The organism is Skermanella pratensis, assembly GCF_008843145.1.
Lineage (GTDB): Bacteria > Pseudomonadota > Alphaproteobacteria > Azospirillales > Azospirillaceae > Skermanella > Skermanella pratensis.
In genome coordinates this window covers 5,380,882-5,393,311 of the sequence record NZ_CP030265.1, presented here as the reverse complement: position 1 = coordinate 5,393,311, position 12,430 = coordinate 5,380,882, and the positions used below count along the sequence as shown (strand labels likewise).

Here is a 12,430-nt window from a genome sequence, read left to right as displayed (position 1 = left end):
TCCGGGTCACGGTTCCACCTTCTCCATCCGGACGTCGAACTCGCTGCCGTCCGTCTTGTTCGTGCCGGTGCAGCCGACGGTCTGGTCGGGCCGGGTGCCGCAGTTGGTCTCGGCCCCGCTCATGGTCTGGCCGTCGGCGCAGGTCAGGGTCTGGCCCTCCCGGATGGAGAGCTGCCGGCCCGCCGTCACGACCGCCTCGGCCGGAGCCTTGCAGGCCGTGCCGCCGGGGCCGCGGACCGTGACTTCGCCCTTGCCGTCCTGGCCGAAGCGGTAGAGTTGTTCGAGCGGTCGGCCCTCCCCGTCGCGCAGGCCCGACCGGCTGCGCCAGACCCCCTCCATGAACCGGGCGGGACCCGGATCGAGCGGGCCGGGCGGCAGCGCCAGCGGAGCGCCGGGCGGGCCGGCGGGCCGGCCTTCGGGGGGCAGTTCCGGCAGGTTCGGCGGCGTCTGTGCCGGCTCCGGTTCCGGCGGAACCTCGGCGGGCGGCGGCGCATCGGGGAGGGGCGGCGCCCCCCCGCCCGGCACCGGAACTTCCGGGACGGGAGCCTCCGGAATGGGAGTCCCCGGCACCGGAACGCCGGGCGCCGGCACGCCAGCTCCGGGAATCCCGACCCCCGGCACTCCCACGCCCGGCTCGACCGGGACAGCCTGCGGCACCAGCGGGTCGCGCGGCGGCTCCACGATCTCCTCCTCCTGCCAGGGCAGGACGGGGAGCGGCGGCAGGCCGAAGCGGGGTGCGAACAGCCACCACAGGAGCCACAAGAGCAGCAGGAGGAACAGCAGCGCTCCCAGTCCCATCAGCAGCCAGTGCCACCAGGGCCGGCCGGCCGCCGCGGGCACGCCGGCCGGCGGCACGGCCTGCCCGCCCGGCATCGCGGGATTGACCGGCGCCACGGGCGGATCGAAGCGGACGGTCGTGGGCTGGAGGTGCAGCGGATTGACGCCGTGCGGCCGCCCGACGCCCTTGAAGCCCCAGAAGGCGATCATCGGCTGGTCGCCGACGAAATACAGGTACTCGGGGCCCGGCACCTCCTGCGCCTTCTCCAGCACGCGGGAGAAGTTATTCCGGGAGGAGTTGTCGGGCGCCTCCCGCAGCTTGGCGATATAGCCGGAAAGCCCATCCAGCAACTGGTTCTTGATCGGCTCGACCCGGTGCTGCTCCTCCGGCGACATGTCGACCCAGCGGCGCGGCTGCCCCTCTTTCTGGGTCAGCCAGCCGATCCATTTCCCGTCCGGGTCGGAATCCGGGCGCGGGAAGTAATCGGCGTAGAGCGGTCCCAGCTCGTTGAGCAAGGCCGTGCGGATCTGGCCGTGGCTCTTGTAGACCGGCTGGTTGAAGGCGCCGTAGGGCTCCAGCCCCTCGGTGGATTGCTGGCGCAGGATGGTGCCTGTCCTCATGCCGGTCCTTGCCTCGTCATTGTCCGGTCCGCTCTCAGGACAGGGCCTGCTGCAGGGCGTCGATCTGGCGCTGCAGGGCGTCGCGCTCGTCCTGCATCTGTTGAAGCTTCAGCGACTGGGCGGAAGCGTCGATGGCGGAGACCGGCTGGGGCTGGCGGGCCAATGCGTCCAGCTCCTGGCGGATCTGCTTCTGGCGGGCGACCAGACGGTCGTAGTCGCGTTTCTGCGCCGCCGTGACCGACCGGGCGCCGGTCAGCTTCCGGTTGAGTTCGCCGAGCTGCGCCTGGGATGCCTGGAGGTCGCGGGACAGCGATGCCTGCTGCGCCTGGACCTCGGCCACCTGGCGCTGGAGCGTCGAATTGGTGGCGCGGGCCTGGGCCTCGCGCCCCTGGGCATCCTTGATGCGCGTCTCGGGGCCGCCCGCCGCAAGGTCCCGGCGCTCGCCGACATAGGTTTCCACCGCCGCGCAACCGCCCAGCAGCAGGAGCGTCAAGCCGGCGGCGATAGTTCTGGTCCAGGTCCTCATCATGCGCTCCCTCACCCGATCCGGCTCGTGGTGATAGCCTGATTCAGCGCGTCGCGCTGCTGGCGCATCTGGGCGATCTGCATTTCCATGTCCCTCATTTCCCGGCTGAAGGCTGGAGAGTTCTCGCCGGTCTGCTGCTGCGTCCTTTCATAGGCCTTCTTCGCGTCCTCCATGGACGCCAGCGTGGCCTCGATCTGTTTCCTGCCCGACTCGGCCTTGGCCTTCTCCGCCTGGGCCTGCTTCAGCGTGATCCGGCCGGATCTCAGCTGCTGCTCGGCCTGGGCCAGTCGTTTCTGGTTCTCGCGCGAGACGGCTTCGCTGCTGCGGAGCATCGACTCCAACTTTTCGTTGTCGCGGCGGATGTCGGCCGTAACCAGGTCGATGGCGCGGACGTTCTGGCGGGCGGCCTCCTGCGTCTTGGCGGTGGCGTATCCGTCCGCCGCCCCGATCAGCGCGCCAACCGTGAGGCCGATCAGCGCGCAGGTCAGCGGGTTCTCCTTCGCGGCCAGGCATCCCAGCGCGGCGGCGCCGCCGCCGATCGCGCCGCCGGTCAGGGCGCCGCCCAGCACCGTGTTGTTGAACGACTTGTTGTCGAGGCAGAGCTGTCTTTCGGCTCCGGACAGGCTCGGGTCCTCGCAGTTGCTGGACACGGCCTGGCCGTCAGCGCCCTGGGTGGTGACGCAGCCGCCGAGCGCGAGGCTCAGGGACAGGGTGATCGCGATCAGCCGAACGATGGTCTTCATGCAAACCTCTTTATCCGCCGGTACGGGACTACCGGAAGGCATAGTGCATTGGGTTGCAGGAACCTATCATGGTAGTATGACCATGTCCTTTCCATTGCGGGCGGACGCGGACCTGACTGCATTTTCGTCGCAGCATTGTGCATCGCGTGGCGGTCCATCGCAAAATCTCCGGCTTCACCGGCGGAACGGCCGGCAGGCGCTGGGGAACGCCTTGCTGACCTCGCCGGCGCAAAGCTCCCGCCGGAGCTGGAGTTCGACCTGGTCGGCCGGCAGGTCGCCGTCGCGCTGGTAGCGCTCGCTGTCCCGCGTGACCGCCTCCACCAGGACGGCCTGCCCGGTCGCCTGCCGCGCCTCCAATTCCTGGCGCAGCACGCGGGCCTGCTCCTCGCGGACGGTCCTCGGATAATCGTTCAGCAGGTATCGGAGGGTGTCCCGATAATAGCCGATGGTGCCGCGCAACGCGGCGATGTCGTTGGGAATGCGGGCCCTCACCACCTCGTTGCCGAGCGCCGCGGTCTCCTCCAGGCCGAGAATCTTGCGGGTGTCCACCCGCAGGTTGCCGGCAAGCCAGGTCGCGAGGTTCAGGCTGGCGCGCGCAGCGCGGTCGCGCTGGTCGTTGCGGGTCTTGATGTTGGCGGCGACGACGGCGCCCAGGCCCTTGAGCCGCTGGCGGACCTGCGGATCCTGGACGGCGCCGGCGAGCGTCTCGATCTCCTTCAGGGGGTCGTCCTGCACCGGCTCGGAAAGCGTGCTTCCCCCCGATTCGGGCAGCTTGCCCCAGACCGCCTGGACCTCGCGCACCCGTTCGGGCGAGGGCAGGACCGGCGGCACGAACACGACGCGGAAGCCGACGGTCTTCTGCCGGCGCGGGCCGCGGTCGTCATAGGGCGGAAACTCGTCGCGCGCGGCACTGCGGATCAACGACCCGCCGGTCAGGTAGTCGCCGCCGCGCACCACGTAGCCGCCGGCCTGCCCGTGCAGGCGGGACAGGCGGTTCAGCCGGAACAGCTCCGCCGTCAGCTCCGACGCGTTGCCCAGCACGTCGTGCAGGCCGAGCGGGTTGGGCTGAAGCAGCCCGATCCATTGCAGCTCGTTGTTGGACGATTCCGCGCCGCCGTAATAGGCATAGGCCGAGAGCGGTTCGGCCATGGGGAACAGCGGGGCCGCGAAGTCGGCTTCGGAGACCAGGGCACCGCCCCGGGCGGCATATTCCCACTCCGCCTCGGTCGGCAGCCGGACGAATCCCGCCTGCCCGGCCTCCTTCGGCAGGTCCTTCCTGGCGTTGGCCAGCAGCCATACCGTATAGGCGTCGGCGAAATCGGACGCCTCCCGCCAGGTCAGCGAGACGGCGGGCAGGCGCGAGTCGTCGTCGGGCGTGGGGCACTCGGCGCCCACCGAGGCGAGCTGAAGCCGGGAGACCTCGTACTTGCCGATGTAATAGGTGCGCTTGCCCTTCTCCTTGGGATCGCTGAAGCCGCCGGCGATGAAGTCGGCCCGCTGGTTCTCCTTGTAGCCGACACTCTCCTCCGTCCCGCCGACCGCGATGCGGCGGTCGTCCAGCAGGTCCTTGGCCGGGACCACCACGGGCCGGAACGCCATGGCGCCGCCGCACGGCATCGGCAGGACGAGATCGCCCGCCGCGGGCGCCGGGTTGTAGAGGTCTTCCGGCCAAGGCGTCGCGGCGGCACCCGCCGCGGCCGGCCAGAGCAAGGACGCCAGGAGGAGGGCTGCGAAACGGAAGGGAATGGATCTCGGCATCGTCATGGCTCAGGTATCCCGCAGGGCGGCGGCCGGCTCGATCCGGGTCACGCGGGCCGCCGCCAGCAGGGCGGCCCCCATGGCGAGCACGCAGGTGATCGCGGCGGCCAGCAGCAGCTGGTCGGGGTTCAGCCGGCAGGCGCCGGACGCGACCGATCCGATCGCCGGGAAACGGGCGTTGATCACCCCGGCGGCCGCCGCGAACAGGCCGACCGCCAGGGCCGATCCGAGCGCCGCGAGCAGCAGCGCCTGGGCGAGGGGCAGACTGATCAGCCAGCCCCGGCCGTATCCGATCAGGGTAAGCAGGGCCAGCTCGCGCCGCTTGCGCTCGACCCCGCTCCACTGGGTCGCGGCCAGGGCCACGATCGAGCCGGCCGCGGCGAAGGCGCTGATGACGGCCAGGATCAGGCTCAGGTTGGCATTGAGCGCCTGGATGGGCGCTATCTCGTCGAGCCGGCTGACCGGCTCCACGCCGCCTGAGCGCAGCCAGGCGGTCAGCGGCGCCACGTCGTCGATGGTCCGGGCGTAGAGCCGGAAGCGTTCGAAGCGCTGGGGTCCGGTTTCGGCGGCTGCTCCCGGCCAGCCCAGTTCGGGCACCGCGAAGCCGTCGCGGTAGCGCTGCACGTGCAGGACCAGCCTGTCGTCCACCAGGATCGCCCGCCTTGTCTCGGCCATGCGGTCGGGCGGCAGGATGGACGCCACGGTGACCGCGTGGGCCTGGGTCTCGTCCGTGCCGTCGCGCCGGCGCGGCACCAGGAGCTGGATCCGCTCGCCGGCGGCGGCACCCAGCGCGCGGGCGGCGCCGAACGACAGCACGACCCTGTCCAGCCCCGAGGCCCAGGGCTCCCCCGCCGTCGCCGCCAGCGGGTCGCCCGGTCCCGTCGGAACCAGCACGCCCAGCACGGCTTCGGCCTGTGGCCGGGCGAGGGGCACCATCTCGACCTCCGCCGCCAGCGTGCGCGCGTCGCCGACCGCGAAGGCCACGTCGGCCCGGCGCCGGGCGGCGTCCAGCCAGGCCGCGTCGAACCGGTTGGTGCCGGTCACCCGGGGAACGATCTCGCGCATCGCCGGGTTGGCCTGGAGGTCGCGCAGCATCTGGCCGAGCACGCCCTGCTGAAGGCCGAACAGGACCAGCAGCGGCGTCAGCACGGCGGCCAGCGCGAAGACCTGGCACACCGCCATGGCCCAGTCCCGGCGCAGGTCGGCGACGACCAGCCGGAACATCTGGCCCGACCTTGCGAACAGGCCGGAGACGATCATGCGGCCACCACGCTGCCGGGCGCGTCGGCGTCGAGCATGGGCCGGCAGCGGACGATCCGGCCCCGGGCGCGGCGGGCCAGTTCCTCGTCATGGGTGACCAGCACCAGCGCGGCACCCACGGCGCCGCTGACCGCCACCAGCGTGTCGATCACCCGTTCTCCCAGCCCGGCGTCGAGCGCCGCCGTCGGTTCGTCCGCCAGGATCATCTGCGGCATGTGGGCCAGCGCCCGGATCACGGCGACGCGCTGGCGCTGGCCGATCGAGAGCTGCGCCGGCCGGCGGCCGAGCAGGTCGCCGACTCCGACCGCCTCGGCCAGCCGGTCTGCCGGGCCGGGCACGTCCAGCCCAAGCAGTCGGCGGGCCAGGAGCAGGTTCTCGCGCACCGTCAGGTAGGGCAGCAGGCCGCCGGTCTGGAGCACATAGCCCATATGGGCGGCGCGCAGCCGGGTCAGCGCCGCGCGGCCACCCCGGCGCCACAGCGCGGCAATGTCATGGTTCTTCCCGTCCGGGTTGAACAGGAAGATTTCCGCCCGGTCCGGCGCCGCGAGGAAGGCCAGCAGGTCGAGCAGCGTGCTCTTGCCCGACCCGCTCGGCCCCAGGACCACCACCCGCTCGCCCGCCGCCACGTCCAGCCGTGGCACGGACAGCGCGAAGCCGCCGTCGGCGGCCCGGTGGGTACGCTCGACACCTTGCAGACGAAGCAGCGGCGCCCCGGTCACGGCAGCGCCGTCAGCGGGACGGGATAGACCGCGTCTTCCGGCGAGGCGCCCTCGGCCAGCTTGACCCAGTTGCTCACGTCGTCATGAAAACGGCGGTATAGCCGCGCCTTGACCTGCAGGTCGTCGATCAGGGCCTGCTGCTCGCCGGGGTTCATGCCGAGCCAGGCGTCCTGGTCGATCGCCATCACGCGGCTGGTATAGGGCAGCCCGTCCAGATACTCGCCCAGCAGGGCCTGGTTGAGCGCCCGGTTGTCCGAGGTGCCGACCTTGGCCGGGTCGCGGCTCAGGGTCGCGGCGGCGCTGCGGAGTTGGTTGAAAAGGTCGCTGGGATCGACCTGGCCCTTGGAATAGGCGTCGGCCAGGGCGCCCACGGTCGCCTGCAGGTCGGACAGCTGCGACTTGGACAGCAGGACCCGCACGTCGAGGCTCGCCACCGTGTCGTTGGCGAAGTCGCGGTCGGCCGCCCAGGCCTCGAACATCGGGGGGGCCGCGGTGCCCTGCACGCTGCCCAGGTAGGCCAGCCGCATGGCGTGCCCGATCGCCGCGATGTCCTCGGCCAGGGGATCGCCCCGTGGACCGGGGGCCGGCTCGCCCGGCGCCGCTTTCGGCGGCGGGGGAGGCGGCGTGTCAAGGCCGTCGCCGGCCTCGGCCGCCTGGACCAGCGTGACGAGGCTGTCGGTCAGCGTGTCGACCCGGATGCCGAACTGTCCCACGTCGCCGGCCTCCACCGGGTAATAGAGGGGCTTCCGCCCGGGATATGTGGTCAGCTCGCGGTACTGGGCCGCACCCTTGGCATGGTCCTTCCTGCCCTCCTCGGTCAACAGGTGGAGCGCCATGGTCGCGATCTTCTTCTCGAGCAGGGCTATGGACAGCGTCTTGGCGTCCAGCCCGGTGGCGGACAGCCCGCTGCCGGGGTCCCGCGAACTGGCGTCGGTGATCAGCACGACGAACCGCCCGCCGAACGGGGTCCAGTCGATCGCGTTGATCGCGGAGTCCACCCCGGCATAGCCGTCCTCGGCGAAGGCGCGGGTCGAGACCTTGGAGGCGGCCAGGCCGGCGGCCGCCTCGTCGAATTCCTCCCGCGTGTCGACCTTGTTGGGGTCGACGAACACCTTGGTCAGGTATTCGAGGCCGGGGACCGCCTTGGGATCGTCGCGGTAGCCGATCAGCCCGAAGCGGACCTGTTCCTGCAACTGGGCCGACTTGATGCCGTCATAGATCCGCTTGATCGCCTCGCGGGTCCGGTCGATGTAAGGCTGCATCGAGCTGGAGGCGTCGATCACGAAGACGATGGCGGTTCGGAAATTCTGCCGGACCGCAGGGGCCTGGGGCGGTGCCGGGGTCGCGGATACCGCGGAAGCCGGGGCCGGGGCTCCCTGGTCGCGCGAGGTCACCGCCGCGACCTTGACCATGCGGACCGGGCGGCCCGTCGGGAAGCGCTGGGTCTTGGCCTCCAGGATCGGCAGCAGGTAGAACTGCTTGTTGATATCGACGGCGGTTTCCGGCTCGATCGAGACCAGCGGGCCGGCCGCACCCTTGCCGGGGCCGGCGGCCTTGGCGGCTTCGGCCAGCTTGGCGGCCTGGGCGCCGGCGTCGCGGCTTCCGACGAGGCCGCGCAGCCCGTCCTCCGCGCCGAAGAACAGAACGCGGTCGCGCCCGGTGCGGTTGGCGAAGGCGGCCACCAGCGTGTGCCGCCAGGGCACCACCGCCTCGGACGGCATCCAGCCCTGGGGCTTGCAGTCCGCGCTGGCGCCGACGCGGACGCGCGCACCGTCGGGGCTGCGTTCGTAGACATAGAGGACGCTGAAGCCCGGCACCGCCTTCGCCGCCCCGCCGTCGGGCGTCAGCTTGCCGCCGGGCCGCGTCAGCACCCGTTCCTGAAGCTGGGTCTTGCCCGGCTGGAGCAGCGGCGCCGGCGAGCAGGCGAGCGCGGCGGGCGAGGCGAGGAGGAGCATCAGCACCGACGCGGCGAGCCAGCCGAGGGCCGACCGCCGTTTTCCGGGGGGCGCTTCCTCCTTCGCGGGAGCGCCAAAGAAGGTCTTATGGCGGCAAGCGATTTCCTTTTCGTCGTGCGCGGGCTCGACCCGCGCATCCACGCGCAAACCGACGTGGCGACGTTTGCGCGTGGATGGCCGGATCAAGTCCGGCCATGATGAAGAGGGGCGTCGATGGCCCATTGCGGCGCCCGAAGTTCCGGCAGAAGGAGGATGGTCGTTGCTCATTGCGGCTGCCCGAGTTTTTCCAGTTCCGCCTTGGCCTCGGCGTGGCCGAGCTGGGCGGCGCGCTGGAGGGTCCTGACGCCGGCTTCCGGAGAAATCCCCGGTCCCTCGACGCGCCCGCTGATGAACAGGCGGCCGAGGCGGTATAATCCCTCGGCGTCGTTGGCATCGGCGGCCTTCTCGTACCAGAGCTGGGCCTTCTCGGCATCCGGCGACGGCACGGCGCTACGCTCGGGGGAGAAGGTCTCCGGGTCGTACATGGCGCCGATCGCGGTGGCCGCCTCGGGCTGGCCGCCGTCGGCCGCGCGACGGAACAGCAGGAGAGCGCCCTGGACCGCGTCGCGGGAGCCTTCCTGCATGTAGCGCTTCGCCTCCGTCAGGGCACCCGCCGGGTCGGGGCTGGTGCGCAGGAACGCCGTTGCCGTCGCCGTGGTCAGCGGTGCGGCGGGATTGGGAGACGCTTCGGGCGCCGGGGCGGGGATTTCCGCGACCGGGGGCGCCGGTTCTTCCCGGTTCAGGAACCACCAGGCGCCGCCGCCGACCAGGACCAGGGCGACGGCCGCCGCGAGCGCCGGCACCAGCCAGCGGGATCGTTGCGGTTCGGGTTCCGGTTGCCGTTCCGGGGCCTTGAATTCCGGTTCGGGATCGGGCTCAGGTGCCGTCACCACCGGCTCCGGCTCCGGCTCCGGCTCGGGTTCCGCCACCCTGGGCGGGGCCTCCGAGGGCAGGCGGATGGCTTTCCAGCGAAGCCGCTCCTCGCCCGGCGCCTCGCCGTTGGCGTCGCTGAGCGCCAATAGATAGGTCACGTTGGCCTGGAGGTTCCAGGTCAGCCGCTCGTCCACCCGGATGCGGAGCAGGGCGCCGTCCAGCTCCGTCCCGACGGGCCTCAGCCAGGTCCGCGTCGATCCCCAGGCATCGCCGGCCCCGTACTGCTGGAGGAACTTCTGTCCGTTGGGTTGGGCGATTGCGAGCCGGAGGCTGTCCGGGTCGAGCCCCTGCCGCCCGCTGACGGAGATCAGGGCGGCGCCCGGGGCCGAGCCCGGCGGCTGGGTGACTTCTGTGGCCATTATCCAAGGTCCTCGGGCGCGGTCATGCCGGACGGGCCGGACCCGCGAGCAGGCGGTCTACGGAAAGGTTCGACAGGATGTCGCCGAGCGCCCGGTTCTGCGCCTCGTCCAGCTCCCGCCCGCCGCCGTAGCTGAGGTTGGCGAGGCCGGCCTGGAGGAAGGCGACGCCCCAGTCGATGAAATAGCGCTGTTCCAATAGCAGCGGCTCGTCGCCCAGCACCGGCAGCGCGCCGGTCACGGGCGGCGGCGGTTCGAACACCCTGTGGTTGGGCGTGGGGGAGCCTTCCGGAACGCCTGGCCGCTGGGCGAGCGGCACGTCGTGGAACCCCATCTCGGCGACGAACACGTTGAAGGCGTTGGACGCTATCGTGACCAGCCGGTCGGCGATCTCGTCCCAGCGCATGGCGGCGAGCGCGGTCTCGCTGCGGATGGCGCCGGCCACCTTGTCGATCATCCCGACGCGGTCGGCCGCGATCACCAGCTGGTCCACGAGGTCGCCGACCACCTGCGCCTCCAGCCCGAAATGCTGGAGCAGCTGTTCCTCCTGGGGCAGGTGGCGCAGCCGGCCGACCCAGTGCCGGTGAAGCTCGCGGGCGAACAGGGCGGGCCGGTCGTCGCGGGCGGTCCTGGCCGGAGCGGCGGCGGCCACCGGGCTGCCGAAGATGTCCAGGTCGTCGGGCGGCGCTTCCTCCGCCTCCTCGATCTTCATCACGGCGACGTTGAGCGCGATCTCGCGCAGGTCGCGCTCGCCGACCATCAGGTACGACAGGAAGCGCGGGAAGGTGCGGAACTTCCGGCGCTGGAAGGCGGCGACCAAAGCCTTGCGCAGCACCTTCAGCGCTTCTTCCTTCTCGCGCCGGGCCTCCTCGTCCACTCCGTGGTAGAATCGCTTCAGGGAGTTCTGGAGCTGGGACACGCTCTCGCGCAGACGCTGCTCGACCTGGGCCGACTTCAGGGCCGGGTCCGACACAGCCGTCAGCCGGTCCACGATATGGGTGACGCCGCCGTCGTTCAGCTTCAGGATCGCGTCCCATGCCTCGCGCGGGTCGCGGACATGGCGCTGGACCTGGGTGGAGGCGAAGAAGCTGTCTTCCAGCTTGCGTCGGTGCGCCTCGTTTCGGCGGGACAGGGCCTCCTCGACCAGAGGCCGCTCCGGCTCGGGCGAACCCGGCTTCGTCCGGTACTCGACCAGCCACTCCTGGTCGAAGTTGGGATTGCGCAGCAGCAGGGTGTTGTCGAACGGCCCGCCGTTGAAGTTGTCCACCCAGCCGTCGTACTTGTACGGCTCCAGCAACGAGGTGTGCAGCCGGATCTGCCATTTCTGGTCGATGTCCTCGCCGGCCTTGGCCTGGAATTCCAGGTCGATCATGGTCAGGACGAGGAACAGGGAGGTGGTCACGCGGGCGCGCTGTTCCGGCGTGGTGCCGTGGGTCAGCTCGATCCAGTGCCGCACCAGGAAGCCTAGATCCTTGACCTCGTTCGGCTTGTTGCCCATGCACAGCAGCATGGCGGTCAGTTCGCGCTCTTCCGAATAGCGCTGGAACAGATAGGCGATCTTGCCGCGCAGAAGCAGCTCCAGCACCAGCCCCTCGCGGCTCTGCTCGTCCGCGCCGACGGTGGCGCCCGGTTCGGGAAGCTGCGCCAGCTTGTAGCGCGACCGCGCGCCGGGGAAGTCGAGCAGGTCGGTATGGGCGTTCATCGGCCAGGGCTGCTCGTCGATGGTGATCCTCAGCTCGGCCACCAGGGTCGTCACCACGGCGCGCGGCAGCTCCACCGGCTCGCCCAGGCGGCCGTCGGACAGGCTGCGCAGGCGCAGCAGGTCCTTCGCGTCGGACGGCTGTCCCAGCCTTTTAAGAGCCGCCACGTCGATGATGCTGGTGTTGCGGGGCTGGAGGGCCGTCAGCTGGGTGACGGCGTCGGCCGCATGGCCCAGCCGGTCCAGCGCCGCCACCAGCGTCTTGTATAGCTCGGTCAGGTCGTCGATGCCGCCCCACAGCACGCTGAACAGCCTGGCCCGGCCGGCGATGTCCAGGAAGGGCGCCAGCTCGACCAGCCGGTCCCAGTAGCCCAGGGGCTGAAGCTCCTGCCAGCGGTTGCTGAAGTTCTTTCCGAAATACTCGCCGATGTCGAACAGCGTGATCTCGTCCAGGTGGCGGGCGGACGGCTGGGCTTTTCGCAGATCTCCGCAGGCGGCCAGGAGCTTGCGGACCGCCTCGCCGCGCGGGCGCTCGATCTTCAGGTTGTTCTGGTCGAAATCGCTTTGGAAAGCGTTGGACAGGATCTTGACGATGTCGGTCTCGGTCAGGAGCCGGACATCGACCGGGAAGTCGGGGTCCGCCGGGCCTTCGGGCGGATGGACGGTGAAGCGGGTGACCAGCCCGGTCGATTCCTTGCCGCCGGACGGGTTGATCTCGGTGATGAAGTCCAGCCGGTCCGCCCCGAAGCGGGCCAGCAGGCCGGCCTTGCCGGGCGGACGCGCCAGGACGGAGACCAGGTAGGACTTGCCCTGCTGGCTGGCGCCGTAGACGCCGACGCACATGCGGCGCTCGGCCGCACGAGACAGCTTTCGCGCCACGCTCTCGACCCGCCGGGCCTCGGTGACCAGGCTGTCGGCCTCGTTGGCGACCGAGACGGAGGCGCCGCGGGTCTCGGACACCCAGGCCCTGCTCCGGCGGGCGGTGGCGGCGATGCGGTCCGCGGCGTTCTTCAGGCGGATCTGCTGGTCGTTCATGTCTTCGCT

The 12,430-nt window shown here is 70.9% G+C and carries 9 protein-coding genes; all 9 read right to left on the bottom strand.

Annotation, left to right across the window (positions count from 1 at the left end):
• Positions 1 to 6: 6 nt before the first annotated feature.
• Positions 7 to 1,398 carry a hypothetical protein gene (locus DPR14_RS24795; protein ID WP_158047532.1) on the bottom strand — a complete coding sequence of 464 codons (1,392 nt, stop codon included), beginning with the start codon at positions 1,396 to 1,398 and terminating at the stop codon, positions 7 to 9.
• 34 nt (positions 1,399 to 1,432) lie between these two features.
• Positions 1,433 to 1,927, bottom strand: coding sequence for an SH3 domain-containing protein (locus tag DPR14_RS24790; protein ID WP_158047531.1), 495 nt, complete (start codon positions 1,925 to 1,927; stop codon positions 1,433 to 1,435).
• 8 nt (positions 1,928 to 1,935) lie between these two features.
• The gene (locus DPR14_RS24785; RefSeq protein WP_158047530.1) at positions 1,936 to 2,667 is read right to left on the bottom strand and encodes a hypothetical protein; all 732 of its coding nucleotides are present in this window, start codon (positions 2,665 to 2,667) and stop codon (positions 1,936 to 1,938) included.
• Positions 2,668 to 2,841: 174 nt separating this feature from the next.
• On the bottom strand, positions 2,842 to 4,431 hold the full coding sequence (locus tag DPR14_RS24780) for a formylglycine-generating enzyme family protein (RefSeq protein ID WP_158047529.1): 1,590 nt from the start codon (positions 4,429 to 4,431) through the stop codon (positions 2,842 to 2,844).
• Positions 4,432 to 4,434: 3 nt separating this feature from the next.
• Positions 4,435 to 5,685: an FtsX-like permease family protein gene (locus DPR14_RS24775; RefSeq protein ID WP_158047528.1), complete on the bottom strand. Its 1,251-nt coding sequence runs from the start codon at positions 5,683 to 5,685 to the stop codon at positions 4,435 to 4,437.
• A complete protein-coding gene (locus DPR14_RS24770; protein WP_211103867.1) occupies positions 5,682 to 6,404 on the bottom strand; it encodes an ABC transporter ATP-binding protein in 723 nt (240 codons plus the stop codon). The genes DPR14_RS24775 and DPR14_RS24770 overlap by 4 nt, the downstream gene beginning before the upstream one ends.
• A complete protein-coding gene (locus DPR14_RS24765; protein ID WP_192499151.1) occupies positions 6,401 to 8,359 on the bottom strand; it encodes a vWA domain-containing protein in 1,959 nt (652 codons plus the stop codon). The genes DPR14_RS24770 and DPR14_RS24765 overlap by 4 nt, the downstream gene beginning before the upstream one ends.
• 263 nt (positions 8,360 to 8,622) lie before the next feature.
• Entirely contained in the window at positions 8,623 to 9,690 is a 1,068-nt protein-coding gene (locus DPR14_RS28515) for a tetratricopeptide repeat protein (RefSeq protein ID WP_192499150.1), read from the bottom strand.
• 22 nt (positions 9,691 to 9,712) lie between these two features.
• Positions 9,713 to 12,421 carry a virulence factor SrfC family protein gene (locus tag DPR14_RS24750; protein ID WP_158047524.1) on the bottom strand — a complete coding sequence of 903 codons (2,709 nt, stop codon included), beginning with the start codon at positions 12,419 to 12,421 and terminating at the stop codon, positions 9,713 to 9,715.
• Positions 12,422 to 12,430: the final 9 nt, after the last annotated feature.